This is a genomic window from Methylobacterium brachiatum (assembly GCF_900113845.1).
Lineage (GTDB): Bacteria > Pseudomonadota > Alphaproteobacteria > Rhizobiales > Beijerinckiaceae > Methylobacterium > Methylobacterium brachiatum.
This window is the reverse complement of record NZ_FOQW01000008.1, coordinates 202,644-227,788: the sequence shown is the minus strand read 5'-3', so window position 1 is coordinate 227,788 and position 25,145 is coordinate 202,644. Positions and strand designations below refer to the sequence as shown.

Sequence of the window (25,145 nt, the reverse complement as noted above, 5' to 3'; positions counted from 1 at the left end):
GCGACGCGCGCCACCTGTGCCGCGGCGCGCCGCCCGGCCTCACCGGGGCGGCGCCGAGACGTCAGCCGAGGACCACGCCAGCATGCCGAACACCGCCCTCCTCCGGCGCGCGAGCGCGCTCGCCCTGATGCTCGCGATGCCCGGTGTCGCGCTGGCCCAGGCGCCCCAGGTGGCCCCGGCCCAGACCTCGACGCCCGCGGCCAACACGGCCACCCCGAGCCCCGACACCGTGGTGGCCAGCGTCAACGGCAAGCCGATCACGCAGGGCGACCTGGCCATCGCGTCGGACGATCCGGCCCTGTCGCTGCCGGGCGTCGACGAGGCGCAGAAGAAGTCCCTGCTGGTGGATTACATGGTCGACCTGCGGGTCGGCGCGCAGGCCGCCGAGGCGGCCAAGATCGGCGACACGCCGGAGTTCAAGCGCAAGCTCGCCTATTTTCGGGACAAGCTCCTGCTCGACGACTACCTGGAGCAGGAGGCCAAGCGCGCGGTCACCCCCGAGGCCGAGCACGCGATCTACGACCAGACCGTCAAGCTGATGAAGCCCGAGGAGGAGGTGCATGCGCGCCATATCCTCGTGGACAACGAGGGCGACGCGAAGAAGATCGCCGCGCGGATCAAGGGCGGCGAGGATTTCGCCAAGGTCGCCGCCGAGACTTCGAAGGATCCGGGTTCCAAGGCCGAGGGCGGCGATCTCGGCTGGTTCACCAAGGAGCGGATGGTCCCGGACTTCGCCAACGCCGCCTTCGCGATGAAGCCCGGCCAGGTCTCCGACCCGGTCAAGAGCCAGTTCGGCTGGCACGTGATCAAGGTCGAGGAGAAGCGCACGAAGCCGCAGCCGACCTTCGACGAACTGAAGGAGCAGATCGACCAGCACCTGGTCCGCAAGGCCCAGCAGGACCTAATCCTGAAGCTGCGCGCCGACGCCAAGATCGACCGCACCGACGCGGCGCCCGCCGCGGCCCAGCCGGCGCCGGAGACGAAGAAGCCGTGATCGGGTAGGGGCGACCGGTTTTCCCCCTCCTCCGGTTAGGAGGGGGACAAGATAAATCACCGTGTCATTCCGGGGCGCCGCAGGCGAGCCCGGAATCCAGAGCCGCCGACAGCGGAAGGTCTGCTCAGCCTGCGTTTCTGGATCCCGGGCTCCGCATCGCGGCCCCAGGATGACGAGGCGGGTGGTCGAACGACCGGAGAACTCTCACAGTCTCCGACGTTCGGCGATTCCGGACGCCCGGATTCCTCAATACGGCCGGTCGGGATGCAGGTAGGCGGACCTGGCGGCGGCCGTCGGTGCGGTGACGCCCAGCGCGGCGAGCTCGGCCGTGCGGCGGCCTTCGGCGATCCGGTCGAGCACCGCGATCAGGAGCCAGGGACACGCGATCCCGATGAAGAACGCCATGTGATCCTCCGACGCCGGATCTGAAAACCGTCCAGCTTCGGAGGATGATAGGCCGGGCGGGCCCGACCGCAAGCGGCGTCGCGGCGCTTTCGCGTCAGACCCAGCCCTGAAGCTCGCGGCGCACCACGTTCTCGATCACCTTCATGCCGAGATCGGAATCGTTCAGGCACGGGATGTAGGCGAAGCGCTCGCCGCCGTTCCCCTCGAAATAGTGGCGATTCTCGCCGTCGAGCTCCTCCAGCGTCTCCAGGCAATCCGCCGTGAAGCCGGGGGCCACGATCGCCATGCGCTTGACGCCGGATTTCGCCAGCTCCGTCACGGTCTCGTCGGTGTAGGGCTTGAGCCATTCCTCGTTGCCGAAGCGCGACTGGAAGGTGACCCGCATCCGCTCGGGCGACATGCCCAGGGCCTCCCGGATCAGACGTCCGGTCTTGTGGCACTGGCAATGATAGGGATCGCCCTTGAGCAGGTAGCTGCGCGGCACGCCGTGGAACGAGGTCAGGATCACCTCGGGCTCGAAGTCGAGCTTGGCCAGGCCCTCGCGGATCGAATCGGCCATGGCGGCGATGTAGACCGGGTCGTCGTGATAGGGCGGCGACACCCGCACCGTTGGCTGCCAGCGCATGTCCATCAACGCCCGGAACGCCTGGTCGCAGGCGGTGGCCGAGGTCGCGGCCGCATATTGCGGGTAGAGCGGCACCAGCAGGATCCGGTCGCAGCCCTGGTCGAGCAGCGCCTGAAGGCGTTCAGCCACCTCCGGCTTGCCGTAGCGCATGGCCCAGTCGACCACGACGGAATCGCCCATCGCGGCCTGCAGGCGCTCGCTCTGGCCGCGGGTGATGGTCTTGAGCGGACCCTCGTTCCGCTCGTTGTTCCAGACGCTGGCGTAGTCGCGACCCTTCGGCCCCGGGCGCTTGGTCAGGATGATCAGGTTGAGGAGCGGCCACCAGATCAGCCGGGGCACCTCGATGACCCGGCGGTCCGACAGGAACTCCTTGAGATAGCGGCGCATCGGCCAGTAGCTGGTGCCCTCGGGGGTACCGAGATTCATCAGCAGCACGCCGACGCGGCCCCAGGCCACCTTCGGGTGGTCGGCCGGAAGGCCGCCCGCGGCGGGGACGAGGGTCGAGAGGGGCCGGCCATCCGCCAGCGCGGCGGGTTCGACGCGTTCGTTCATGGCAGCGTTCCGGCGCCGCGCGCCGAGTCCTTCTTCTGGCTTCGGATACCCGGCAGCCGGCGCACGCGCTTGGGCCTGAACCGGGGTGTTCGGTATCGCGTCCGCCCCATGTAGGGTGTCCGCCCGCTCAGCGAAGGCCGGCTGCGACATGCTGGACCGTACGCGCTGGCGCGGGGCCGACCCATTCTCCCTAATCATGGCGCCGGTGCCCCGCAACCGCGGAGCGCAGCGTCCGACCCGGCGAGACCCGATGACCGACACACCCGTGGCCGCCGCGCTGGCGGCCTTCCGCGCTTCCGGATCGCCGTGGCTGGCGCTGCCGTTCTTCGCCGGCGGTGCGGCCGACGCCGTAGCGGCCCGGGTCGATGCCCGGATCGCCGAGGGCGCGCGGGTGCTGCCGGCGCCGGCCGACATCTTCCGCGCGCTGACAGAGACGCCGCTGCCGGCGGTGCGCGCCGTCATCCTGGGGCAGGACCCCTATCCGACACCCGGCGACGCCAACGGCCTGGCCTTCTCGTATGTCGGCTCGGGCCGGCTGCCCGCATCCCTGCGCGTGATCCTGGCGGAGGCGGGCTCGGAACGGGCTGCCGGCGGCGACCTGACTCCCTGGGCCCGCCAGGGCGTCCTTCTCCTGAACAGCGCGCTGACCGTCGAGGCCGGAAAGGCCGGCGCGCATCTGCGCTACGGCTGGTCGGCTCTGACCGACGAGGCGGTCGCCGCGGTCTCCGCCCGTCCGGAGCCGGCGGTCTTCCTGCTCTGGGGCGCCCAGGCCCGCGCCCGGACGGCGCTGATCGATTCAGGCCGCCACGGCGTGTTCGAGAGCGGGCATCCCTCCCCGCTCAACCGCGCCCGGGATTTCCCGGGATCCGACCCGTTCGGCCGCGCCAATGGCTGGCTGGCCGAGCGCGGGGTGTCGCCGATCGCGTGGCGCCTGGGCTGAACGATCACTGCGCGGGCTTGGCGGGCTCCGTCGGGGCCGGGGCGCCGGTCGTCGGACCGGCCGGCAGCAGGACGTTCTTGGTGATCGCACCCTCCGGCCCGTACTCGCCGGCCACCGCGATGCAGGCCTGGTCGCGGTTCTGGGCCATCTGGTTCGACATCAGGGTGAACATCGTCTGCACCCGGTTGCCGAACGGCCCCCGCGGCTGGACGTCGTCGACCCGCACGTTCTGCTTCGCCAGGAGACCCTCGAAGGCCTCGTTGCCGATCCGGTAGCCGCAGACATTCGAGGCCGCGAAGATATAGGCGGCAAATTCCAGGGCTCGCGGGGACGGCGCGTTGCGGATCTGCGCCTGCGCCGGCAGGGCTGCGAGCGTGAGAGCGAAGGCGGCCGCGTAGGGGGCGATCTGGCGCATGGGTGGGCGTTTCCTCAGTCGGGGCAACCTCTTCCGGGTCGCCCGCTCCGAGCGGGAGATAGGCCGGCCCGCGCCCGAGGCCAATGCGACCGAATTTGCCTCCAAATCGCTCTGCCCCGTTCATCATCGATTCGGCATAGGCGCAGTCCCCGCCGTCCGGAGCCCTGAAAAACGGCCAGTGTTCCGGAGATCTGCGAACGTGAGACAGAGTGTTAACCTGCGCGCGTCACGCCAAGGTTCACCGTTTATCCAGATCCAGGCGGTTCGCAGCGTATGTTTGGCGTGAACTCCACTGTCGCAGACATTCCGGTCCCGGCGCCGGGCCCGCGTGATCCCAATCGGCGCTTCCGATCCGGGCTCGGCCTCGCCTCGGGCGACCGGCGCGCCGCCCCGGCGATCTGCCCCAACCGGGTCGCCCACTGGGCTTTCGCCGAGGGCCTGCGCGCCGGCGAGACCGTCGCCCTCCTGGTCCGCGACCTCAGCCAGGCGGAGGCGATGCGCCTCGGCCTGGCGCGGATCGGGGTCCGCGTCCTCGCCCTCGACGGCAGCCGCCGCGGCGCGGCGCTCGCCGACAGCCTGGCTCGCTCCGGCGCGACGCTGGTGATCATCGATACGGCTCTGGCAGACGCCTATGCCGGCGTGATGGGCCGGCTGCCCACCTATCCGAGCGTGTGGTGGAACGGCCCGGGCGCCGATTTCGCCAGCCTGGATCTCGCTCTCGCCGAGCAGGATTGAGGGGCGCTCTCGGCGACCTCGCAAGGGCACGCTTCACGGTTCCGTGGTAGGCTTGTCGCAGATCCGGTCGGAGGGTCCCTCCATGACAGCGATAAAAGCCACGAAGCCCGTTGATACGAGCGAAAGCCTCTGGCGAGACCTCCAGAACGCGCGGCACGACGATGGTGCGGCGGCGCGGGAGCATCTGCAAGCCGGCTTTCCGGTCTACTACGTCGAGGGCGATACGCCCGAAGGCCTGCTCGTGAAAGAATACCCCGGCGGACGGCGGGAGCTGGTCCGATTCGACGAGGCGGGCGACCAAGTCATCCGCGATCTATGACGCCGCAGCTTTGGGTTTTTGCCGGGCCGAACGGCGCCGGCAAATCGACCCTGGCGCGCCGTCATGCGTGCGGACGTATCGAAGTGGTAAGTCCGGACGACATTGCACGGGAGATCGCACGCGGCCGGGGTGGTGACCCAAGTGTGGCGGCCCGGGCGGGCCGTCTCGCCATCGAACGCCGGCAGGCCTTGCGAGATGCCCACCAGAGCTTCGGCATCGAGACGACGCTGGCCGGTTGCAGCGAGCGCGCCTTCATGGCCGAGACCCGCAATCACGGGTTCAAGGTCAATCTGGTCTTCGTAGGGATTGGCAGCATCATACAATCGCGCAGTCGCGTAGCTGAGCGCGTGAAACGCGGGGGGCATCCGGTTCCCGCCGCCGATCTCGAGCGCCGTTTTGCACGCAGCATGGCGCACCTGCCAGACGCCATGCGGATCGCTCAGCGGAGCTTGGTGTTTGACAATAGCGGCAAGCGATGCAGGCTGATCTTGAGCCGCGAGAATGACCACACAAAGCTGGTCAGCCGTAGCTTGCCGCACTGGGCCAGGGCCGCGATCCCGGTCGCCTTGAGGCAGAGTCCAGCCGAGGAAACGCTTGATGACGCATGCGGCGACGCCGGATCGCAATCGGATCCCTTCGACGGCGGCCCACCGGAGCGGTGATCCGCGTCCTCCGCGGGATCGCCTTGATGCGCACCCGCGCGGCGCGCTTTAGGATATCGCCATGTCCGCAGCCCTCGCCGCCCCCAGCTCCGCGGACGCGCCCGTCCTGCTGCGCCACGATGCCGACGGCGTCGCGACCCTGACGCTGAACCGTCCGCAGGCGCGCAACGCCCTGTCGATGGCGCTCATGAATGCGCTGCAGGACGCGCTCGACGCGATCCGGGAGGATCCTGCGGTCCGGGTGGTGATCCTGCGCGGGGCCGGGCCGGCCTTCTGCGCCGGGCACGACCTCAAGGAGATGCGCGTCGATCCCTCCCGGACGGCGACCGAGGCGGTGTTCCGCACCTGCGCCCGCCTGATGCTGAGCCTGACGCGCCTGCCGCAGCCGGTGATCGCCCAGGTGCACGGCATCGCCACCGCGGCGGGCTGCCAGCTCGTCGCCACCTGCGACCTTGCCCTCTGCGCCGAGGAGGCCCGCTTCGCCACGCCGGGGGTGCAGATCGGCCTGTTCTGCTCGACCCCGATGGTCGCCCTGTCGCGGGCCGTGTCGCGCAAGGCCGCCCTGGAGATGCTGCTGGTCGGCGAGCCGGTCGGCGCGCAGGAGGCTTTGCGGATCGGCCTGGTCAACCGCGTGGTGGCGTCAGCCGAACTGGACGGGGCGGTGAACGCCATGGCCCAAACCATCGCCGGGAAGGCGCGGCGGGTCCTGGCGATCGGCAAGGAGGCGTTCGGCCGGCAGATCGAGATGGGCCTGGAGGAGGCCTATGGCTACACGGCCGAAATCATGACCCGGAACATGATGATGGCCGACGCCCAGGAGGGCATCGACGCGTTCCTCACCAAGCGATCGCCGCGCTGGGAGCCGTGAGCCCCGCGCGATACGACGCAGGTCCCCCGCGTCGGGATGCGTAGGTTCCGGGGGCGCCCTGCCCTAGGATGACGGCATATCCTGTCCTGCCGGGCTCGGCACCTCCATGCGGAACGGCTGATGAGCGCGATCGACCTGTTCGGACTGACCCTGGCCTTCGTCGGCACCATGCCGCCGCCCCGGCCGCCGCGTCCGCGTCCGGACCGCGCGACCTGGGCCGCCGCCCTGCTGTTCGGCGGCGTCTGCCTCGGCACGGTCGGCCCGATGATCACGATCTGGAGCTTCCACAGGCCCTATGCCGAGGCCAAGGCGCGCTGCATCGCGGATGGCGGCCGGATCCTGTACGCGGCGCTCGACGGCAGCGGGCCGTATCGCTGCGCCCGGCCCCTCGGAACCCCCGATACCGGCGCACAGCCGCCCCTCCGGCCGTATTAAATCCGCGCCTCGGCGTTTCCTTCAGCTATATCCGGCGCCGTCTGACGCGAACCGGATGCCGAGACCTTGGAAGACGCGCTGTATCGATGGCTGCAATCCACCGCCCTGTTGCGTGCGGATGTTGCGGCGCTCATCGGCTTCGCCCTGGCGATCGGCGTCACCCTGCACGCCCTGCTGCGCAAGCGCCGGGTCAGCGTCGCGGTCGGGTGGATCGGGCTGGCTTGGCTTTCGCCGATCTTCGGGACCGCGCTCTACCTGACCTTCGGCATCAACCGCGTCTCGCGCCGGGCGCGCAAGCTGCGCACGAAGCCCTCCGACGCGACCCAGTTGCCCGATACCGACGATGCCGTGGTGCCCGAGACGCTCTGGCCCCTGGACCGGGCGATCCGACGCATCACCGGGCTCCCGGCCTTCACGGGCAACGACGTGCAGATGTTCCGCAACGGCGACGCCGCCTATCCGGTCATGCTGGCGGCGATCCGTGACGCCAAGGCCAGCATCGGGCTCTCAAGCTACATCTTCCGCGACGATCCCACCGGCCGCGCGTTCTGCGATGCCCTGGCCGAGGCGAAGGACCGGGGCGTCAAGGTCCGCGTGATCATCGACGGGATCGGCGGCGGCTATTTTCGCGCGCCGGTCTATCACCGGCTCACCAGCCTCGGCATCCCGGCGGCCCTGTTCATGCACTCGGCGCTGCCCTGGCGGATGCCGTTCCTGAATCTGCGCTCACACAAGAAGCTGCTGATCGTCGACGGGTGCGTCGCCTTCACCGGCGGTCTCAACATCTCGCAGCCGAACCGGGTCTCCCTGAAGCCCGAGCATCCGATCCGCGACACCCATTTCCGTCTCCGCGGGCCTGTCGTCGAGCAGCTCGCGGTGGCCTTCGCCGCCGACTGGGCCTTCGTGGACGGCGAGATCCTCGATTCCGAGCCGTGGCTCGCCGACCTGCAGCCGGTGGGCAAGAGCGTCGCCCGGGTGGTCACCTCGGGGCCGGACGCGGATGTCGAGAAGATCGAGCAGGTCATCCTCCAGGCGCTCGCCTGCGCCCGCCGGACGGTCCGGTTCGTCACCCCCTATTTCCTGCCCGACGAATTGGTGACCGGCGCTCTCGCGCAGGCCGCGACCCGGGGCATCATCGTGGACGTGATCATCCCGCGGGTGAGCGACCATCCGTTCATCGACTGGGCGACCCGGGCGCATCTCGACCCGCTGCTCCGCGCCGGGGTGCGGGTCTGGCTCGACGAGCCGCCCTTCGACCATTCGAAGGCCATGGTGGTCGACGACGTCTGGTGCTTCGTCGGCAGCGCCAACTGGGACATGCGCAGCTTCCGGCTCAATTTCGAGTTGAACGTCGAGATCATCGACGCCGACCTCGCGGCCCAGCTCGACGCCTTCATGCAAGGCAAGATGGAATCGCGCCTCAGCCGTGAGGATCTCGCCGCGCGCGCTTTGCCGATCCGTCTGCGCGACGCAGCCGTGCGACTGCTGCTGCCATACCTTTGAAGCGCGCGGGCGCGTGCGCTTCCGGCGCCGGCCCGAGATGCACGACGATCGGCCGGTGGTCGGAGGGCCCGCGCGGCAGCACGGCATGCTCGTGGCAGATCATGCCGCGGGCGAGGCACCGGTCGAGCCGCAGCGGCAGCACGTCGACCATCGCGTGGGTCGGCCTCCGGGGGCCGACATCGCGGAAGCCGGGGATCAGCGCCGGGCCGACGATGTTGTAATCGCCCAGCACCGCGGCTCGCGGCGGCAGCTCGCCGACGATGCGGCGCAGCTGGCGCCGGTTCAGCATCTGCCCGTGCGACAGGTGGACGTTCGCGACGCCGAACTCGCCCAGATCGAGCACCTGGCAGACCCGGTGCACCAGGGCGCCCGAGGGGAGCGTGATCACCCGCGGCGCATTCGGAAACGGTTTCGGGCTCCACATCGCCAGGCCGTGGATCCGCCCGGGCAACGGCGCCCAGGCGTAATGGCCGCCGATCCGGTCCTGCAGGAAGCCGATCGCCCGGGTCGCCTCCTGCATGAGCAGAAGGTCCGGCTTCTCCTGCGCGACCAGGGCGACGACGTCGTCCACCGCCGCGCCGGTGCGTCGCAGCAGGTTCCAGCTCACGATCTTGAACGGCGCGTGCGCGCGCTCCGCCGGCCGGATCGGAAGCGCCGTGGCGAGGCCGGAGCGGTCCGGATGGGCGAAGCTGTTCATCGGGCCGGACTCGTACCTCACCGGGTGGTTCTGGCGCCACCGCCGCGCTTCAACGCGCCGGAAGCTCGGGCGTTCGCTTGGGGGCGAGCCCGATCTGCTTTTGCGGAGGGTGGCCGCTTTGGTCCCAGCCTGGCCGTTCGAGCGTCCGTCCCGATGTCCAGGAACGGACGTTGAGCAGACGCCGGGGTGAGACAAAAGCTCGCTGGCAGAGTACGACCTGCTTCCCGGCTCGCACCCGCATGCCATTTCGAGCGCAGATTGAACGCTGGTCTCTGGAGCTTTGAGGAGGTTGCAGCGCCCAACCCCCTCGCGCTTCGTTGAGCTATCGGCCTCGGCGGTCTATGCACCCACCCCATGGACCTCCAAGCCTCCGCGAGCCGATCCCTGGCGACTCTCGCCTGCAAGGCGCCGCTTGCCAGGAAGGCGGCCCCATTCCTGCCCATGAGCCGCGCCGAGATGGACGCGCTCGGGTGGGACGCCTGCGACGTCGTCCTGGTGACCGGCGACGCCTATGTCGATCATCCGAGCTTCGGCATGGCCATCATCGGCCGACTGCTCGAAGCGCAGGGATTCCGGGTCGGCATCATCGCGCAGCCCGACTGGCAATCGGCGGAGCCGTTCAAGGCCTTGGGCAGGCCGACGCTGTTCTTCGGCGTCACCGGCGGCAATCTCGATTCGATGGTGAACCGCTACACGGCGGACCGTCGCCTCCGTCACGACGACGCCTACACGGCGGGCGGCGAAGGCGGCCGGCGCCCGGACCGCTCGACCATCGTCTACACACAGCGCTGCCGCGAGGCCTACAAGGACGTGCCGATCATCCTCGGCGGCATCGAGGCCTCGCTGCGCCGCATCGCCCACTACGATTACTGGTCCGACAAGGTGCGCCGCTCGATCCTGGCGGACGCGAAGGCCGATCTGCTCATCTACGGCAATGCCGAACGCGCCGTCGTCGAGGTGGCGAACCGCCTCGCGGCGGGCGAGGCCCCGCACGATCTCGACTCCGTCCGAGGCGTCGCCCTGTTCCGCCGCGTGCCCGCGCATTACACCGAGCTGCCCGCCGACGATCTCGATTCGACCGACGAGGCCGCTTCCCGTCGCCCCGGCGAGACCGTGATCCGGCTCCCCGCCTACGAGCAGGTCAAGGACGACAAGGAGGCCTATGCCCGCGCCTCGCGGGTGCTGCACCGGGAGGCCAATCCAGGCAACGCCCGCCCCCTCGTCCAGCGCCACGGCGACCGCGACCTGTGGCTGAACCCGCCGCCGATCCCGCTCTCCAGCGAGGAAATGGATGCGGTCTACGACCTGCCCTACGCCCGCGCCCCCCATCCGTCCTACGGCGACGCGAAGATCCCCGCCTGGGACATGATCAAGTTCTCGGTGACGATCATGCGCGGCTGCTTCGGCGGCTGCACCTTCTGCTCCATCACCGAGCATGAGGGCCGTGTCATCCAGAACCGCTCGGAGGACTCGATCCTGCGCGAGATCGAGAAGATCCGCGACAAGACCCCGGGCTTCACGGGCGTGATCTCCGATGTCGGCGGGCCGACGGCGAACATGTACCGGATGGCCTGCAAGGACCCGAAGATCGAGGCGGCGTGCCGGCTGCCGTCCTGCGTCTTCCCGGATATCTGCCCGAACCTGAACACCTCGCACGACGACCTGATCCGGCTCTATCGCAAGGTCCGAGAGGTGAAGGGCGTCAAGAAGGTGATGGTCGCCTCCGGCGTGCGCTACGACCTCGCGGTCCGGAGCCCCGAATACGTCAAGGAGCTCGTGACCCATCACGTCGGCGGCCGTCTCAAGATCGCGCCCGAGCACACCGAGCGCGGGCCCCTCGACCTGATGATGAAGCCGGGAATCGGCACGTATGACCGCTTCAAGGAGATGTTCGACGCCGCCGCCAAGCAGGCCGGCAAGAAATACTACCTGATCCCGTATTTCATCGCGGCGCATCCGGGCACGACCGACGAGGACATGATGAACCTCGCCCTGTGGCTCAAGAAGAACGACTATCGCGCCGACCAGGTCCAGACGTTCCTGCCCTCGCCCATGGCGACCGCCACGACCATGTATCACACCGAGATCAACCCGTTGCAGGGCGTGCGGCGCGGCGGCAGCGAGCCGGTCGACGCGATCAAGGGGATGCGGCAGCGCCGGCTGCACAAGGCGTTCCTGCGCTACCACGATCCCGAGAACTGGCCCCTGTTGCGCGAGGCGCTGCGGGCGATGGGCCGCGCGGATCTCATCGGGCCGAGGCCGGACCAGCTCGTTCCGCTCTCGCAGCCGCCGGGAACCGGTGCCGGTGCGGGCAAGGCCGGGAGCCAGTCGCGCCCCATGCGCCATCCGGGCGCGCCGCGTTTCACCACGAAGGGCGTGCCGCTGCGCAAGTGACGGTCGCGCCCCCTCGCAACCGGACGTGCGAAGGGCGGGCTTCGGGGCTCCATGCCTCGACGCGGACCAGCAGAAGGCCACCTTCTCGGCCGCCGCCAGGGCCATGCTGATCGAGTTCCGGTCCTGAGGCCGTCACGAGCGCCCTGCGCCTGTGCAACGATGCGCCGTCGCCGCTTGAGGCCGCACGCCCCGGCGGCCTAAGACCCCGGCTCACCGATTGCTCACCGGGGGCCGATGTCGGGCTTCAGCTTCATCCACGCGGCGGATCTGCATCTCGGCAGCCCGCTCTCGGGCCTCGCGACGCGTGACGCGGAACTCGCCCGCCGGCTCGCCACCGCGGGGCGGCAGGCCTTCGAGGATCTCGTCACCCAGGCGATCGAGCGGCGGGTCGCCTTCGTGGTCGTGGCGGGGGACATCTATGACGGCGACTGGGCCGACAACACGATCGGGCTGTTTTTCGCCCGCCAGGTGGCGCGTCTCGACCGGGCCGGCATCCCGACGATCCTGGTGCGCGGCAACCACGACGCCGAGAGCGTGATCACCCGCTCGATCACCCTGCCGCCCTCGGTGCATGTTTTCTCTGCGAGCCGCGCCGAGACGCTGCGCCTCGAATCCCTGCGGGTCGCCGTGCACGGCCGGAGCTTCCAGGCCCGGGCCGTGGAGGAGAACCTGTCGCTGACCTACCCGGCCGCCCTGCCCGGCTGGTTCAACCTCGGCGTGCTGCACACCTCCTGCACGGGCCACGCGGCGCATGAGACCTACGCCCCCTGCTCGGTCGCCGACCTCACCGCGCGGGGCTACGATTACTGGGCGCTCGGCCATATCCACGAATACGCCGAACTGTCCCGGGATCCCTGGATCGTGTTCCCCGGCAACATCCAGGGCCGGAGCGTGCGCGAATGCGGCGCGAAGGGCGCGGTCCTGGTGGAGGTCGCCGACGGGCGGGTGACCGGGGTCAGCCGCTTCCCCCTCGACCGGGCCCGCTTCGAGCAGGTCATCGTCGACCTGAGCGAGGCCGCCGACACAAGCGCCGCCCTCGAGGATGTGGAGGCCGCCCTGCGGCCCCTGGCGGAGGTGGCGGCCCAGCGCCTCGTCCTGGTGCGGGTGCATCTGGCCGGTACGACCCCGGCCCATGATGCGCTCTCGGCCGACAGAGACAACGTCACCGCCGAGATCCAGGCCGCCGCCCACCGGCTGCACGAGGATATCTGGCTGGAGCGCCTGAAGATCGAGACCCGGAGGCCCCGCGCTCCGGTCGAGGCGTCCGGGGCGGCGATCGACCCGGCGGCCCTGCTCGCCGATCTCGACCGCGACCCGGATTTCCGCAGCCGGGCCAAGGCGGCGCTCGCCGAGATCGGCGCCCGCATGCCGGCATCCGCCGCCGCGGAGGCCGACCTGGAGGCCGAGTTCGACGCGCTCTGTGCCGAGGCCGAGGCGCTGATCCTGGGCCGCCTCGGCGGTCGGCATTGCTGAGGCGCGCACAATGCGGCTGATCCGCCTCGTTTTGGAGCGCTATGGCGCCTTCACCGAACGGACCGTGACCTTCCGGCCCGATGCCCGCCTGCACGTGGTGCTGGGCGCCAACGAGGCCGGCAAGAGCACGGCGCTCGCGGCGGTCACCGACCTGCTGTTCGGCTTCGAGAAGACCACCCGCTACGCCTTCCTGCACGACATGCCGCTCCTGCGCCTCGGCGCCGAGGTCGAGGCCGCCGACGGGCGCCGCCTGGCTTTCCGCCGCCGCAAGGGCAACACCCGGACGCTGATCGACGCCGCCGAGGCGCCGCTCCCCGACGACGCCCTGGCGCCGTTCCTCGGCGGCATCTCCCGCACCGTGTTCTGCCGCGCCTTCGGCCTCGATGCCGGCAGCCTGCGGGCCGGCGGGCGGGAGATGGTCGATGTCGAGGGCGAGGTCGGCGCCAGCCTGTTCGCGGCGGGATCGGGCTTGCGCGGCCTCACCGAGCTGCAAGCCGCCCTCGACGCGGAGGCCGAAGGCATCTTCGCCCCCCGCCAGGCCAAGCACCGGACCTTCTACCAGGCGCTGGAGCGGCACGAGACCGCCCGCAAGGCGATCCGCGAGAAGGGCCTGCGCGCCGGCGACTGGCGCGCGCTGAACGACGAGATCGCGGCGGCCGCCCAACAGCTCGACGCGCTGCGGGCCGAGCGCGAGCGCGTGGCCACCGAGCGCGCCCGGCTGGAGCGCCTGAAGCGCGCCCGGCCGATCGTCGCCGAGATCGACGCGCTGGACCACCGGATCGCCGCGGATGCCGGCCTCGCCGAGGCGGATTCCGCCTGGATCGAGCGCCTGGGCGCCGCCCTCGAACGCTGCCGTGAGGCCGAGGCCGAGGCGGCGCGCGCCGACGCTGCCCGCGCCCGGGCGCGGGGCGAGGCCGAGTCGGTGCCGGTGGAGCCGGCGCTGATCCTGCGGGCCGAGGAGATCCTGGCGGCATTCAGCGGCACCAAGGAGTTCGAGAAGGGCGGCACCGACCTGCCCCGAATCGAGGGCGACGCCCACAAGGTCGGGCTCGACCTGGAGCGCCTGCGCGCCCGGATCGGAGCCCCGGATCTCGCGTCCCTGGAAGCCAACCAGCCCACCGACGCCGCTCGCGCTCGCGTCGAGCGGCTGATCCGCGACGGCAGGACGCTCGCCGCCGCGGAGGACCAGCTGGCGCGCGACGCTGCGGCCGCCACGGCCGAGCGCGACCGCTTGGCCCGGGAGGTCGAGGCGGCCGGCGCCACCCACGATCCGACGCCGTTGCGCGAGGCCTTGAAGCCGCTCGCCAAGCTGCACGAGCGCCTCGCCGCCCACGAGGCGCTGGACACCGCGATCCGGCGGGAGACGGCGCTGCTGCGCAACCAGGCGGCGCGTCTGTCGCCGCCGGTGGCCGACACCGCCGCGCTGGCCCGCATGCCCCTGCCCAGCGCCGACACGATCACGCGCTACCGCACCCTGCTCGACGGCAAGCGGCGCGAGCAGGAGCGCGCCGCCGACCGCCGGGACGCGGCGCGAGCCCAGGCCGACGCCACCCGCACCCGCCTGCGCGAGCGCGAGGCCGGCCGGCCGATCGCCACCCAGGAGCGGCTCGACGCCGTGCGGGCCGCCCGCGACGCCGCCTTCGCGCCCCTGCGCGAAGCGCTCGCGGCCGGCCGGACCACCGAGCCCGGGACGCTGGCCGCCTACGAGCGCGCCCTGTTCGAGGCGGACCGCCTCGCCGACGAGCGTGCCGCCGACGCCGCGCGGGTCGCGGCCCACGCGGCCGATCTCGACCGCCTCGCCGCCGAGGATGCGGCGCTGGCGTCGGCCGACAACGTGCTCGCCGGGATCGCGGACGAGATCGCCGAGGGCGAAGCCGCCTGGCGCGAGGCCTGGCAGCCCGCCGGCCTCGTCCCCGGCCCCCCGGCCGAGATGGCGGCCTGGCTCGCCGAGACCGAGAACCTGATCGAGGCCGAGCAGCGTCTGGCCGAGCAGCGGATCGAGCGGGACCATCTGCAGACCCGGATCGAATCCGCCCGGGCGCCGCTTTCCGACTTGTTTACCCGCGCCGGGCTCGATCCGGCCCCGGAGGGCGATATCGGCCAAGCCCTCGAACGGCTCGAGGCCCGGGTCGCGACGCTCGCGAGCCGCTGGGAAGCCAATCTCGAGACCGGCGGCCGGCTCCGCGCCGCCGCCGCGACGGCGGGAAAGCTGGAAGCCGCTCTGGCCGAGACCGGGGCGCGCCGCGCCGCCTGGCAGTGGGACTGGGCGGAGGCGCTGAGGCCCCTCGGCCTGCCCGCCACCGCCCGCCCCGAGGAGGCTGAGGGCGCGCTGGAAGCCTGGCGCACGGTGCCGGACCGGCTCGCCGAGCGCGCCGCCCTGCAGCGCCGGGCGGCGGGGCTCCGGCGCGACATGGAAGCCTTTCAGACCAAAGCGGCTGCCCTGGTCGAGGCCCTGGCGCCGGACCTCGCCGACACGCCGCCCACCGGCGCGATCCGCACCCTTCACGCTCGCCTGGTCGCCGCCCAGGCCCGGGAGGCCCGCCGCGCCGAGCTGGACCGGCGCTTCGAGGAAGCGGACACGGCCCTGCGCCACGCCGTCGGCCTGCGCGCCGCCGCCCGATCGGACCTGACCCGTCAGGTCGCCGAGACCATGCCGGATCTGGCCGAGGCTCCGACCCCTGCCATCGCGGAGGTGTTCGGCCGGCTCAACGCCCGGGAGATGCTCCGGGCCGAGCGCCTGCGGCTGCGCGGCAGCCTCGCAGGCGCCGCCGACGGCCTACCCGAATCCGAGATCCGCGTCGGTCTCGACGCACTGCCTCCGGAGGCCGTGGAGGCGGAACTGGCCCGGCTCGCCATGGAGGCCGAGGAGCAGGCCGAGCGCGGCCAGGTCATCTTCGCCGACCGCGACCGGGCCGAGAGGCGCCGGGCGGAGCTCGAAGGCGGCAGCGGCGCCGAACTGGCCGCCGCCGAGCGCAAGGCGGCGGAAGCCGACCTCCAGGCGGCGTCCCGCTCCTGGGCGGTGCTGCGGCTCGCCGGCCTGATGCTCGGCCAGGCGGTGGCCCGGCACCGGGCCGGCCAGCAGGACCCCCTGGTGGCCCGGGCCGGCGCCCTGTTCCGGGCCCTCACCGGCGGCGCCTTCACCGGGCTCGCCCAGACCTACGACGAGGCCGACACGCCCAAGCTTGCCGGCCAGCGCGCGGGCGGGGGGCTGGTCGGGATCGAGGCGCTCAGCGAGGGCACCCGCGACCAGCTCTACCTCGCCCTGCGCCTGGCCTATCTGGAGGATTACGCCGGCCGCGCCGAGCCGGCGCCGTTCATCGGCGACGATCTCTTCTCGACCTTCGACGAGGCCCGCACCGGCTACGGCCTCGACGCGCTCGCGGAGATCGGTGCCAGCGTCCAGCCGATCCTGTTCACCCACCACCGCCACGTCGCCGAGATCGCGCGGGATCGGTTGGGCGATGCGGTGGATGTGCTGGAGTTGTAGCGGGCGGTTTGCGCGGGCGCGGACGAACGCCCGTGGTCGTGCCGACTGACGCATTCCCTGATCGATGACCGCATGAGGCCGGGTCCCCTCTCCCGTGCGGGAGAGGGGGCACGTCGCGCCTTGGACAGGCCGAAGCGGGACGATCGTTCACGGCGGGGGAATAGGGACCGGAGCCTCGTCCGGTCTTCAGCCCCCCAGATACCGCCCCTCCAGATGCGCCCGGAACGCCGCCGTCCCGAGGGGCGCGCCCGTCGCCCGCGCCAGCAGGTCGTCCGTCCCGAGCAGGCTGCCGACTTGGTGGACGTTGGCGCGCAGCCATGTGCGCAGCGGGGCGAAATCGCCCGCGGCGAGGCAGCCCGGCAGGGCCGGCTCGGCGGCGCGGGCCGCACGGAACAGCTGGGCCGCGGCGAGCGCACCCAGCGTGTAGGTCGGGAAGTAGCCGAAGGCGCCGCTCGGCCAGTGGATGTCCTGCAGGCAGCCGAGGCGGTCCTCCGGCACCGTGAGGCCGAGGAGGTCGCGCAACCCGTCGTTGAAGGCGCCGGGCAGGTCGGCGACCGCGAGGTCGCCCGCGATCATCGCGGTCTCCAGCCGGTAGCGCAGCAGGATATGGGCCGGGTAGGTCGCCTCGTCGGCATCGACCCGGATGAAGCCCGGCCGGACCTGCATGTTCAGGGCGTGCAGGTTCTCCGGCGACCATTCCGGCCCGGAGCGGTCGAACGCCTCGCGCAGCAGCGGCGCCAGGTAGGTGAAGAACTCCCGGCTGCGGCAGGCCTGCATCTCGACGATGAGCGACTGGCTCTCGTGCAGGCTCATGCCCCGGGCGGCGCCCACAGGCTGGTGCCGCCAGGCGGCGGGGCGGCCCTGCTCGTAGAGGGCATGGCCGGTCTCGTGCAGCACGCCCATCAGGGCGCGGCCGAAATCGGCCTCGTCGTAGCGGGTGGTGATGCGCACGTCGTCGGTGGCGCCGCCGCAGAACGGGTGCAGGCTGATATCGAGCCGGCCGCGGGCGAAATCGAAGCCGAGCGCGGTCATCAGCTTGAGGCCGAGCGCGCGCTGCGTGCCCGTGTCAAACGGCCCCTCCAGGGGCAGCGGCGCCGGGCGCGAGGCCTGGATCTCCTGGGCGCGGGCGATCAGGTCCGGCAGCCAGCTCGTGAGGTCGGTAAACAGCGGGTCGATCACCGCCCGGCGCATGCCCGGATCGTAGCTGTCGAGCAGGGCATCGTAGGGGTCGAGCCCGAGCGCCGCGCCCTTGGCCTGCCCGATCTCCCGCTGGAGCCGCAGCACCTCGGCGAGATACGGCGCCAGCCGGGCGAAATCGGAATCCCGCCGCGCCTCGCGCCAGACCATCTCGGACCGGGACACGGCCCGGGAGCTTGCCTCCACGAGGTCCCGGGGCACGGCGCCGGCATGGGCCTGGGCCCGGCGCATCTCCCGGAGGTTGGCCGCATTCCAGGCATCCAGGCCGCCCTGCTGCTCGGCGGCAGCGAGCTCGTCCCGCGTCTCGGGCGCGGTCAGGATCTCGTGGGCCAGCCCGCGCAGGATCGCCAGCTGGTCGCCCCGCGCCTCCGCGGCCCCGTCCGGCATCAGCGTCTGCGCGTCCCAACCGAGGATCCCGGCCGCGCCTTCCAGGGCCGCGAGCCGGGAGAAGCGCTGTTCGAGGGTCTGGTAGGCGGTCATGCGATCTTCCGTTCCGGTCGGTTCGCGATCGTTGCGGCCCCGCGGGATCGTGCCCGCCGAGGCTCGATAAGACAGTATCCCTGGTTTGAGCCGCGGGTCGGTATCACCCCGCCTGCAGCATCTCCAGCTCCAGCCACCGGTCCTCCGCCTGCGACAGCTCGGTCTCGGCCTGGGCCAGCATGGCGGTGGCCTTGTCGAACCGGGCCGGGTCGCGGGCGTAGAGGTCGGCATCCGCCAGGATCGCCTTCAGCTGGGCGATCGCCGCCTCCAGCTTGGCGATGCGGGCCGGGAGCGTCTTCAGCTCGTGCTGGTCCTTGAAGCCGAGCTTCGGCTTACCGGCCGGCTGGGTGGACGGGGCCGTGCGCTCGCGCGGTTCCTTCTTCGTCGGCGCGACCGTGCGCGCCTCGACCCCCTGCCCGCGCTGGACCAGCATGTCGCTGTAGCCGCCGGCATACTCGACCCAGCGGCCCGACCCTTCCGAGACCAGCACGCTGCCGGCCACACGGTCGAGGAAGTCGCGGTCGTGGCTCACCAGGATCAGGGTGCCCTGGTAGTCGCCGAGCATCTCCTGGAGCAGGTCGAGGGTCTCGAGATCGAGATCGTTGGTCGGCTCGTCGAGCACCAGCAGGTTGGCCGGTTGCGCCAGCGCGCGGGCGATCAGCAGGCGGTTGCGCTCGCCGCCGGACAGCACCGAGACCGGGGTCCGGGCCTGCTCGGGGGTGAACAGGAAGTCCTTGAGATAGCCGATGACGTGGCGGCTCTGGCCGTTCACCGTGACGCTGTCGCCCCGGCCGCCGGTGAGCACCTCGGTGACGGTCATGCCGGGCTCCAGCGTCGCCCGGGCCTGGTCGAGCACAACCGGCATCAGGTTGGTGCCGAGCACCACCTGGCCGGAATCGGGTGCGAGCCGGCCCATCAGCAGGTTGATCAGGGTCGACTTGCCGGCGCCGTTGGCTCCGACGATGCCCAGCCGGTCGCCGCGCATCACCCGCAGGGACAGGCCGTCGACGATGGTCCGGTCGCCGTAGGCCTTGGAGATGTCCCGGGCCTCGACCACGAGGCTCCCGGAGGATTCGGCCTCGGAGGCGTTCATGCTGACGCTGCCCACCGGGCGGCGGACGTCGCGGCGATTCTGGCGCAGCTCGTGCAAGTTGCCGAGGCGGCGGACGTTTCGCTTGCGGCGAGCGGTGACGCCGTAGCGCAGCCAGTGCTCCTCGGCGGCGATCTTGCGGTCGAGCTTGTGCTGGTCGCGCTCCTCCTCTTCGAAGAAGGCATCGCGCCAGGCCTCGAAGTTCGCGAATCCCTGTTCAATCCGTCGCGTTTCGCCGCGGTCCAGCCAGATCGTGGCCCGCGATAACGCCGAGAGAAACCGCCGATCGTGGCTGATCAGAACCATCGCGGCGCGGGTTCCGCGCAACTCCGCTTCGAGCCACTCGATCGCCGGAAGGTCGAGATGGTTGGTCGGCTCGTCGAGGAGCAGCACGTCGGGCTCGGGGGCCAGCGCTTGGGCGAGCGCCGCCCGCCGCCCCTCGCCGCCGGAGAGCTGTTTCGGATCCTCCGCCCCGGTCATGCCGAGGCTCTCGAGCAGGTATCGGGCGCGATGGGCGGAGTCGCCCGGCGGCAATCCGGCCTCGACGAAATCGAGGGTGGTTGAGAACCCCGAAAAGTCCGGCTCCTGCGCCAGGTAACGGATCGTGGTGCCGGGCTGGACGAACAGCCGCCCCTTGTCCGGCTCGACCAGGCCGGCGGCGATCTTCATCAGGGTCGACTTGCCCGAGCCGTTCCGCCCGACGAGGCAGGTCCGCTCGCCGGGGGAGATGGTCAGGTCGGCGCGGTTGATCAGCGGCGTGCCGCCGAAGGTGAGCGCGACGTCCTGGAGGGTCAGTAGAGGGGGAGCGGCCATGCCGGGCTTATGGCAGTGCCGGGCCTCCGGTTCAAACCGGGCCGCTCCCGGCGCTCAGGCGATCGGGTTGGCCGGCCCGGTGGGCGGGCTGATCTCCGGCGGGCCGGGATCGTTGACCGGGATTTCCGGCGGCTGGATGCCCGGCGTCTCGGCCGGGGTGTTGCCGGGGATCTCGGGACCGGGCGGCTGCGTCGGCGCCTGCGGCGGATCGTACGGGGTCTCGGGCGCCGGCGTGGGCTGGGGCGGAACTTCCGGCACTTGGCTCGGATCGGCGAGGGTGAAGTCCGGCATCTTGTCCTCCAGAGGGCCCGCGGTGCTGTCCCGCACCGTTCGGGCGGCAACGAAGGCCTGCGGCTGGGGTTCCGGCGCGCTACTTCTTGGTGAGCAGGAGATTGCCTTCCTTGCTCGCCACCTTCTGGATCTTCTCGGCGAACAGGGCGAGCAGGAACGGCAGCTTCACTTCGAGGCGCACGCTCTCGGGGCCGACATCGATCGTGCCGCCGATCTTCTGGGTCATGGCCGAGACGCCGAAATCGAGCCGGTCGCCGGTCCAGGCGAGCTGGTCGATGGTGACGCCGCTCTTGGCCAGGAAGGCCCGCGCTTGGTCGGTGCCGTGTTCGAGGCGCCGCTTGGCCTCGTCGCGGCCGAGGTCATGCGGGATATCGACGATCAGGGGCTTGGGCATGGGGCGGCTGGATCCGGGCTGCTCCCACAGCACATGGGGCCTCCCGACGCCGCAGGCAACGTCGGGAGGCCGCTCGGCTTCAGGATCGGTCCGATCCGGGCGCCGTCAGGGCGCGCGCAGCCGGATCGGATGCCGATCCGCCATCGGCGATCGGGCGCAGGTGGCGCCGGATCCTCAGTTCAGGACTTGAAGCGAGACGTAGCTCGTGCCGCCCATGCCGAGCGCGCGGGCCGAGCCCCTCGAGAGATCGATGATGCGGCCACGCACGAAGGGGCCGCGGTCGTTGATCCGCACCACCACCGAGCGACCGGTCCGGCGGTTCTCGACGCGGACCCGGGTTCCGAACGGCAGGCTGCGATGGGCAGCGGTCAGTCCGTTGGGGTTGAAACGCTCGCCGTTCGCGGTGCGAGAGCCGCTCCCGTACCAGGAGGCCGCGCCGCTCTGGGCGGCAGCCGGGAGGGTCGTTCCGACGAAGGCTGAGAGCATTCCAACGGTGGCCACGAACTTACCGAAACCAGATGTCATTCTTCCCGCATTCCCTTGTTGTTTCCGGGGCGGCGCCAGTCGTTCGAGAAACGGGCCGGAATATGGCGGGGTTTTCGGATCGGTTGACGTCACATTTTAGCCGGGTTCTGCCTGGTCATGTGGATTACAGTGCGTTCTATTTCAGTTTATTTCTGACTTTGTTACGATTTGTAAGACCGACAGTCCCCTTAGGTAATCGCTGCGTCACACAACTGTCATGTGTAGCGATCCTTGGATCTGCCTAAATTCCTAAGCCCTGCGCTGAGTGTGACCCTGCGTCCCACTGAGCTGGATGCCGGCGCCGACGAAACCCGAAATCAGTCGTGCCGGCACGGACCACAGGAATGGCGGCTCTCGGACGGCGCGCGGTCTGATCAGCCGCGCCGCGGCAGAAGACGGGCGGGCTCAATGCGCCGCACAATAGGCGCTTGATCTGTGGAAGGACTGGGCGGGACGCGCTCGGCAAAAACTGCAGCCCCAGAACGGGACGGCGGCCGGGCAATTTCGACAACGCGACCTTTACCGTATCCGACGCATGGTCTGCCGGTCAGTCGCGTAACCGGTGTTTGCCATGGCTTCCCCGCGTACCGTGGCTGCCGACGCCGTCGCCCGGAAACAGGTCTCGCGTGCCGGGCGGCCCGCGTCGGCGCCACGGATGGGTCTCGTACCCACCCAGCGTACCCTCCCCCTCGACCAAGTGCTGGTCGGGGATTGCATCTCGGCCATGAACGCGCTGCCGGCTTCCAGCGTCGACTGCGTCTTCGCCGATCCGCCCTACAACCTGCAGCTCGGCGAAGCCGGCCTGCTGCGCCCGGACCAGAGCCGTGTCGACGCGGTCGACGACGACTGGGACAAGTTCGCGACCTTCGAGGCCTACGACGCCTTCACGCGGGACTGGCTCGCCGCCTGCCGGCGCGTCATGAAGCCGAACGCGACCCTCTGGGTGATCGGGTCGTACCACAACATCTTCCGGGTCGGGAGCGCGTTGCAGGATCTCGGTTACTGGATCCTCAACGACATCGTGTGGCGCAAGGCCAACCCGATGCCGAACTTCCGCGGCAAGCGCTTCACCAACGCCCACGAGACCCTGATCTGGGCCTCGCGCTCGGCGGAGTCGAAGGGCTACACCTTCCATTACGACGCGCTGAAGGGAGGCAACGAAGACCTCCAGATGCGGTCGGACTGGTTCATCCCGCTCTGCACCGGCGAGGAGCGGCTGAAGGATGCGGAGGGCCACAAGGTCCACCCGACCCAGAAGCCCGAGGCCCTGCTCGCCCGCACCCTGATGGCGGCGACCAATCCTGGCGACGTGGTGCTCGATCCGTTCTTCGGCACCGGCACCACCGGCGCGGTCGCCAAGCGCCTCGGCCGGCGGTTCATCGGCATCGAGCGCGAGGCCACCTACGCGAAGGCCGCGATGGAGCGGATCGCCGCCGTCCAGCCGCTGTCGAAGGCCGCCCTCATGGTGGCGCCGACCAAGCGGGCCGAGCCGCGGGTGCCGTTCCTCTCGGTGATCGAGGCCGGGCATATCCGTCCCGGCGAGATCGTCACCGACGAGCGTCGCCGGTTCCGCGCCACGGTGCGTCCGGACGGCCAGCTCGACAACGGCCTGGTCATCGGCTCGATTCACAAGATCGGTGCCCTGGTCCAGGGGCTCCCGGCCTGCAACGGCTGGACCTTCTGGCACGTCGAGCGCTCCGGCAAGCCGGTTGTCATCGACAGCTACCGGGCCGGACTGCGCCAGGCGATGGCGAACGGCTGAGCCCTGCAAAGATCTCGGGGCTTTGCCCCGAACCCCACCAAAGGGCTGAGCCCTTTGGAAACCCGTTCTCAAGGCGGAGCTAGCGACGGCGCGCGGCGCCCGGTCGGCGCGGCGTCGGCCGGGCGCGCGGCGGCGCGATAAGCGCCTCCGGCTCGGCGTCCGGAAAATCGTCCATCTCCGGCGGCGGCTCGGGTGCCGGCTTGGGTCGGGGCTTTGGCACCGCGCGCACGCTCGGGCGCGGCTCCGGATCTTCCATCGAGATCGGCGCCTCCATGGCCGCGAGCAGCGGCATCGCCGGCGGCTCCTTCTTCGGGCGACCGCGCGGCTTCTTCTCGGGCTCCGGCTTCGGATCGAAGGCGTGGGCCAGCACCTTGCGCATCAGGCCGGGCAGCGGCTCCTCGTCCAAAGCGGTGCGCGGGGTGAAGCGCATGCCGGGCGGCGTCGGGGTCGAGAGCGCGACCCGCGCCGAGAACACGGTCAGCTCCAGCGGGAAATGCGTGAAGCCGTGGCGGACGAGCCCCGGCAGGCGCTTCCAGCGGGCGTCGATCGGCGCATCCAGCAGGGCCGCCGCGACGTCGTAATCCGGCTCCCAGGCGCTGCCCGGCGGTTCCGCCATGTTCCCCAGCAGCCCCTCCGGCGGGCGGGTCCGCAGGAGGACCGCCTCGTCGCCGCTGCGGATCGCCACGAAGGCCGCCCCGCGGCGCAGCGCCCCCTTGGCGACCTTGATCTTGCGCGGGAACGTGTCCTGCGTGCCGCGCGCCCGCGCCTGGCAGGGCAGCATCCAGGGGCAGAGGGCGCAGGCGGGGCGTTTGGGCGTGCAGATCGTTGCGCCGAGATCCATGAGCGCCTGCGCGAAGTCGCCCGGCCGGTCATGCGGCACCAGGGCCTGGGTCAGCCGGCGGATCTCCGGGCGGCTGCCGGGCAGCGGCGCCTCCACGGCGAAGACTCGGCTCAGAACCCGCTCGACATTGCCGTCGACCGCGGCCTCCGCCCGCTCGAACGCGATCGCGGCGATCGCCCCGGCCGTGTAGGCGCCGATGCCCGGAAGCTTGCGCAGGCCCTCGGCCGTGTCAGGAAAGCGGCCTGCAGCCGCCACCGCCTTCGCGCAGGCATGGAGGTTGCGCGCCCGGGAATAGTAGCCGAGCCCGGCCCAGGCCGACATCACCGCCTCTTCGGGGGCCTCGGCCAGCGCGGTGACGTCCGGGAACCGGGTCAGGAAACGCTCGAAATACGGGCGCACCGCCGCGATCGTGGTCTGCTGCAGCATCACCTCCGAGAGCCAGACCCGATAGGGATCGGGCGTTTCGCCGGCGAGCGCGCGCCAGGGCAGGACCCGCCGGTGCCGGTCGTACCAGGCGAGCAGGTCGTCGGCGCGGGGTCCGGGGGCGGACCCGGGATCCGGGGCTGGGCAGGGCGGCATGGGCGAGGCTGCATACAAGGCGGGGCCGGACGATCATAGGGCCGCGAAACGCCGGGCTCGTGCTCCCTTCGTCAACGAAGCTGCGCTAACCTCGTGCGACTCACGTGAAGGATGGCGAGGCCCGAAGCACCATGGCGCGCGTCAAACCGTTGGCCGAGCTGATCGAGAGCTGCATCGGGCCGGCCTTCGCGGCGCAGGGCTTCGCGTCGACCGACATCCTGGCCGCCTGGCCGGAGATCGTGGGCGAGCGGCTGGCCCGCTACTGCCGGCCCTCGAAACTCGAATGGCCCAAGCGTCGCCGCAAGGATTCCGACGCACCGGAATCCGGGACGCTGGTGGTCCGGGTCGAGGGCGTTTTCGCCATCGAGCTCCAGCATCTGGCGCCGGTGGTGATCCAGCGCATCAACGCGCATTACGGTTGGGCCTGCGTCTCGCGCATCGTGCTGCAGCAGGACCGGGTCGGCCGCGGCGGCCGGCCGGCGCCGCGCACCGGCATCGATCCGTCCCGGGCCGTCGAGGTCAAGCGCGCGGTGGCGGCGATCGAGGATGACGGCCTGCGTGCCGCCCTGGACCGGCTCGGGATCGCGGCCGTGGCGACTCGGCCGGAGCGCTAAGCATCAGGTTTCGGTGGCGATTGCGTCGCCTTGCCAGGACAGCCGCGCCCGAGTA

23 protein-coding genes are annotated in these 25,145 nt (G+C 71.0%); 13 read left to right on the top strand and 10 right to left on the bottom strand.

All coding sequences use genetic code 11. The features are described from left to right. Nucleotides 1–82 precede the first annotated feature (82 nt). Nucleotides 83–994, top strand: coding sequence for a peptidylprolyl isomerase (locus tag BMZ47_RS12600; RefSeq protein ID WP_091862566.1), 912 nt, complete (start codon nucleotides 83–85; stop codon nucleotides 992–994). Between the two features lie 246 nt (nucleotides 995–1,240). Here BMZ47_RS12600 and BMZ47_RS28565 read toward each other — a convergent pair whose 3' ends face one another. Together BMZ47_RS28565 and hemH are read right to left on the bottom strand one after the other, a co-directional pair. After that, nucleotides 1,241–1,399: a hypothetical protein gene (locus BMZ47_RS28565; RefSeq protein WP_163006024.1), complete on the bottom strand. Its 159-nt coding sequence runs from the start codon at nucleotides 1,397–1,399 to the stop codon at nucleotides 1,241–1,243. A gap of 94 nt (nucleotides 1,400–1,493) precedes the next feature. Then, nucleotides 1,494–2,576: a ferrochelatase gene (gene hemH / locus BMZ47_RS12595; protein ID WP_091862563.1), complete on the bottom strand. Its 1,083-nt coding sequence runs from the start codon at nucleotides 2,574–2,576 to the stop codon at nucleotides 1,494–1,496. Nucleotides 2,577–2,826: 250 nt separating this feature from the next. Between hemH and BMZ47_RS12590 the strand changes: the two genes are divergently transcribed. Continuing rightward, the gene (locus tag BMZ47_RS12590; protein WP_007566822.1) at nucleotides 2,827–3,516 is read left to right on the top strand and encodes a uracil-DNA glycosylase; all 690 of its coding nucleotides are present in this window, start codon (nucleotides 2,827–2,829) and stop codon (nucleotides 3,514–3,516) included. Between the two features lie 4 nt (nucleotides 3,517–3,520). On the opposite strand, the gene BMZ47_RS12585 is transcribed toward BMZ47_RS12590, so the two are convergent. Then, entirely contained in the window at nucleotides 3,521–3,931 is a 411-nt protein-coding gene (locus tag BMZ47_RS12585) for a hypothetical protein (RefSeq protein ID WP_091862560.1), read from the bottom strand. A 273-nt stretch (nucleotides 3,932–4,204) separates the two neighbouring features. On the opposite strand from BMZ47_RS12585, the gene BMZ47_RS12580 reads away from it, so the two are divergent. The 6 genes from BMZ47_RS12580 (at nucleotide 4,205) to BMZ47_RS12555 (ending at nucleotide 8,453) form a co-directional block, all read left to right on the top strand. After that, the gene (locus tag BMZ47_RS12580) at nucleotides 4,205–4,666 is read left to right on the top strand and encodes an AMP-dependent synthetase (protein WP_091862557.1); all 462 of its coding nucleotides are present in this window, start codon (nucleotides 4,205–4,207) and stop codon (nucleotides 4,664–4,666) included. 82 nt (nucleotides 4,667–4,748) lie between these two features. Further along, a complete protein-coding gene (locus tag BMZ47_RS12575) occupies nucleotides 4,749–4,985 on the top strand; it encodes a hypothetical protein (protein WP_091862554.1) in 237 nt (78 codons plus the stop codon). Next, nucleotides 4,916–5,647, top strand: coding sequence for an ATPase (locus BMZ47_RS12570; RefSeq protein ID WP_425285064.1), 732 nt, complete (start codon nucleotides 4,916–4,918; stop codon nucleotides 5,645–5,647). The genes BMZ47_RS12575 and BMZ47_RS12570 overlap by 70 nt, the downstream gene beginning before the upstream one ends. 61 nt (nucleotides 5,648–5,708) lie before the next feature. Further along, nucleotides 5,709–6,515, top strand: coding sequence for an enoyl-CoA hydratase (locus BMZ47_RS12565; protein ID WP_091862549.1), 807 nt, complete (start codon nucleotides 5,709–5,711; stop codon nucleotides 6,513–6,515). Between the two features lie 120 nt (nucleotides 6,516–6,635). After that, nucleotides 6,636–6,950: a hypothetical protein gene (locus BMZ47_RS12560; protein ID WP_091862547.1), complete on the top strand. Its 315-nt coding sequence runs from the start codon at nucleotides 6,636–6,638 to the stop codon at nucleotides 6,948–6,950. 66 nt (nucleotides 6,951–7,016) lie between these two features. Beyond that, nucleotides 7,017–8,453, top strand: a complete 1,437-nt coding sequence (locus tag BMZ47_RS12555) for a phospholipase D-like domain-containing protein (RefSeq protein WP_091862544.1) — start codon at nucleotides 7,017–7,019, stop codon at nucleotides 8,451–8,453. Here the strand turns inward: BMZ47_RS12555 and BMZ47_RS12550 are convergent. Continuing rightward, a complete protein-coding gene (locus tag BMZ47_RS12550; RefSeq protein WP_205836206.1) occupies nucleotides 8,371–9,150 on the bottom strand; it encodes an endonuclease/exonuclease/phosphatase family protein in 780 nt (259 codons plus the stop codon). The two genes, BMZ47_RS12555 and BMZ47_RS12550, sit on opposite strands and share 83 nt — an antisense overlap. Nucleotides 9,151–9,504: 354 nt before the next feature. On the opposite strand from BMZ47_RS12550, the gene BMZ47_RS12545 reads away from it, so the two are divergent. The 3 genes from BMZ47_RS12545 to BMZ47_RS29150 all read left to right on the top strand — a co-directional run bounded on the left by BMZ47_RS12545 (nucleotide 9,505) and on the right by BMZ47_RS29150 (nucleotide 16,504). Continuing rightward, nucleotides 9,505–11,544 (top strand): YgiQ family radical SAM protein, encoded by a 2,040-nt coding sequence (locus BMZ47_RS12545; protein ID WP_091862541.1) that lies wholly within the window; start codon nucleotides 9,505–9,507, stop codon nucleotides 11,542–11,544. Nucleotides 11,545–11,778: 234 nt separating this feature from the next. Then, entirely contained in the window at nucleotides 11,779–13,017 is a 1,239-nt protein-coding gene (locus BMZ47_RS12540) for a metallophosphoesterase family protein (protein WP_091862538.1), read from the top strand. A 10-nt stretch (nucleotides 13,018–13,027) separates the two neighbouring features. Then, complete coding sequence (locus tag BMZ47_RS29150) at nucleotides 13,028–16,504, top strand: YhaN family protein (RefSeq protein WP_091862535.1); 3,477 nt, start codon at nucleotides 13,028–13,030, stop codon at nucleotides 16,502–16,504. Nucleotides 16,505–16,690: 186 nt separating this feature from the next. Here BMZ47_RS29150 and BMZ47_RS12530 read toward each other — a convergent pair whose 3' ends face one another. The 5 genes from BMZ47_RS12530 to BMZ47_RS12510 form a co-directional block, all read right to left on the bottom strand. Next, nucleotides 16,691–18,181: a carboxypeptidase M32 gene (locus BMZ47_RS12530; protein ID WP_091862532.1), complete on the bottom strand. Its 1,491-nt coding sequence runs from the start codon at nucleotides 18,179–18,181 to the stop codon at nucleotides 16,691–16,693. 103 nt (nucleotides 18,182–18,284) lie between these two features. Beyond that, complete coding sequence (locus BMZ47_RS12525) at nucleotides 18,285–20,084, bottom strand: ATP-binding cassette domain-containing protein (RefSeq protein WP_091862529.1); 1,800 nt, start codon at nucleotides 20,082–20,084, stop codon at nucleotides 18,285–18,287. 54 nt (nucleotides 20,085–20,138) lie between these two features. After that, on the bottom strand, nucleotides 20,139–20,375 hold the full coding sequence (locus tag BMZ47_RS12520) for a hypothetical protein (RefSeq protein WP_007566795.1): 237 nt from the start codon (nucleotides 20,373–20,375) through the stop codon (nucleotides 20,139–20,141). Nucleotides 20,376–20,454: 79 nt separating this feature from the next. Beyond that, the gene (locus BMZ47_RS12515; RefSeq protein WP_039903737.1) at nucleotides 20,455–20,769 is read right to left on the bottom strand and encodes a polyhydroxyalkanoic acid system family protein; all 315 of its coding nucleotides are present in this window, start codon (nucleotides 20,767–20,769) and stop codon (nucleotides 20,455–20,457) included. 174 nt (nucleotides 20,770–20,943) lie between these two features. Next, nucleotides 20,944–21,294: a septal ring lytic transglycosylase RlpA family protein gene (locus BMZ47_RS12510; protein ID WP_007566791.1), complete on the bottom strand. Its 351-nt coding sequence runs from the start codon at nucleotides 21,292–21,294 to the stop codon at nucleotides 20,944–20,946. Between the two features lie 571 nt (nucleotides 21,295–21,865). On the opposite strand from BMZ47_RS12510, the gene BMZ47_RS12505 reads away from it, so the two are divergent. Beyond that, nucleotides 21,866–23,056: a site-specific DNA-methyltransferase gene (locus BMZ47_RS12505; RefSeq protein ID WP_280142725.1), complete on the top strand. Its 1,191-nt coding sequence runs from the start codon at nucleotides 21,866–21,868 to the stop codon at nucleotides 23,054–23,056. A 79-nt stretch (nucleotides 23,057–23,135) separates the two neighbouring features. Here BMZ47_RS12505 and mutY read toward each other — a convergent pair whose 3' ends face one another. After that, complete coding sequence (gene mutY, locus BMZ47_RS12500) at nucleotides 23,136–24,476, bottom strand: A/G-specific adenine glycosylase (RefSeq protein ID WP_007566786.1); 1,341 nt, start codon at nucleotides 24,474–24,476, stop codon at nucleotides 23,136–23,138. Between the two features lie 131 nt (nucleotides 24,477–24,607). On the opposite strand from mutY, the gene BMZ47_RS12495 reads away from it, so the two are divergent. Continuing rightward, nucleotides 24,608–25,090, top strand: coding sequence for a DUF721 domain-containing protein (locus BMZ47_RS12495; RefSeq protein ID WP_091862523.1), 483 nt, complete (start codon nucleotides 24,608–24,610; stop codon nucleotides 25,088–25,090). The last annotated feature ends 55 nt before the right edge of the window (nucleotides 25,091–25,145 follow it).

Excerpts from the sequence above, each read along its gene's own strand:
- BMZ47_RS12540 (WP_091862538.1), top strand. The coding sequence starts at position 11,779 with ATGTCGGGCTTCAGCTTCATCCACGCGGCGGATCTGCATCTCGGCAGC.
- BMZ47_RS12590 (WP_007566822.1), top strand. The coding sequence starts at position 2,827 with ATGACCGACACACCCGTGGCCGCCGCGCTGGCGGCCTTCCGCGCTTCC.
- BMZ47_RS12525 (WP_091862529.1), bottom strand. The coding sequence starts at position 20,084 with ATGGCCGCTCCCCCTCTACTGACCCTCCAGGACGTCGCGCTCACCTTC.
- BMZ47_RS12515 (WP_039903737.1), bottom strand. The coding sequence starts at position 20,769 with ATGCCCAAGCCCCTGATCGTCGATATCCCGCATGACCTCGGCCGCGAC.
- BMZ47_RS12545 (WP_091862541.1), top strand. The coding sequence starts at position 9,505 with ATGGACCTCCAAGCCTCCGCGAGCCGATCCCTGGCGACTCTCGCCTGC.
- BMZ47_RS12600 (WP_091862566.1), top strand. The coding sequence starts at position 83 with ATGCCGAACACCGCCCTCCTCCGGCGCGCGAGCGCGCTCGCCCTGATG.
- BMZ47_RS12580 (WP_091862557.1), top strand. The coding sequence starts at position 4,205 with ATGTTTGGCGTGAACTCCACTGTCGCAGACATTCCGGTCCCGGCGCCG.
- BMZ47_RS12565 (WP_091862549.1), top strand. The coding sequence starts at position 5,709 with ATGTCCGCAGCCCTCGCCGCCCCCAGCTCCGCGGACGCGCCCGTCCTG.
- BMZ47_RS12550 (WP_205836206.1), bottom strand. The coding sequence starts at position 9,150 with ATGAACAGCTTCGCCCATCCGGACCGCTCCGGCCTCGCCACGGCGCTT.
- BMZ47_RS12505 (WP_280142725.1), top strand. The coding sequence starts at position 21,866 with ATGGCTTCCCCGCGTACCGTGGCTGCCGACGCCGTCGCCCGGAAACAG.
- BMZ47_RS12510 (WP_007566791.1), bottom strand. The coding sequence starts at position 21,294 with ATGACATCTGGTTTCGGTAAGTTCGTGGCCACCGTTGGAATGCTCTCA.
- BMZ47_RS12560 (WP_091862547.1), top strand. The coding sequence starts at position 6,636 with ATGAGCGCGATCGACCTGTTCGGACTGACCCTGGCCTTCGTCGGCACC.
- BMZ47_RS12585 (WP_091862560.1), bottom strand. The coding sequence starts at position 3,931 with ATGCGCCAGATCGCCCCCTACGCGGCCGCCTTCGCTCTCACGCTCGCA.
- BMZ47_RS29150 (WP_091862535.1), top strand. The coding sequence starts at position 13,028 with ATGCGGCTGATCCGCCTCGTTTTGGAGCGCTATGGCGCCTTCACCGAA.
- BMZ47_RS12495 (WP_091862523.1), top strand. The coding sequence starts at position 24,608 with ATGGCGCGCGTCAAACCGTTGGCCGAGCTGATCGAGAGCTGCATCGGG.
- hemH (WP_091862563.1), bottom strand. The coding sequence starts at position 2,576 with ATGAACGAACGCGTCGAACCCGCCGCGCTGGCGGATGGCCGGCCCCTC.
- BMZ47_RS12530 (WP_091862532.1), bottom strand. The coding sequence starts at position 18,181 with ATGACCGCCTACCAGACCCTCGAACAGCGCTTCTCCCGGCTCGCGGCC.
- BMZ47_RS12575 (WP_091862554.1), top strand. The coding sequence starts at position 4,749 with ATGACAGCGATAAAAGCCACGAAGCCCGTTGATACGAGCGAAAGCCTC.
- mutY (WP_007566786.1), bottom strand. The coding sequence starts at position 24,476 with ATGCCGCCCTGCCCAGCCCCGGATCCCGGGTCCGCCCCCGGACCCCGC.
- BMZ47_RS28565 (WP_163006024.1), bottom strand. The coding sequence starts at position 1,399 with ATGGCGTTCTTCATCGGGATCGCGTGTCCCTGGCTCCTGATCGCGGTG.
- BMZ47_RS12520 (WP_007566795.1), bottom strand. The coding sequence starts at position 20,375 with ATGCCGGACTTCACCCTCGCCGATCCGAGCCAAGTGCCGGAAGTTCCG.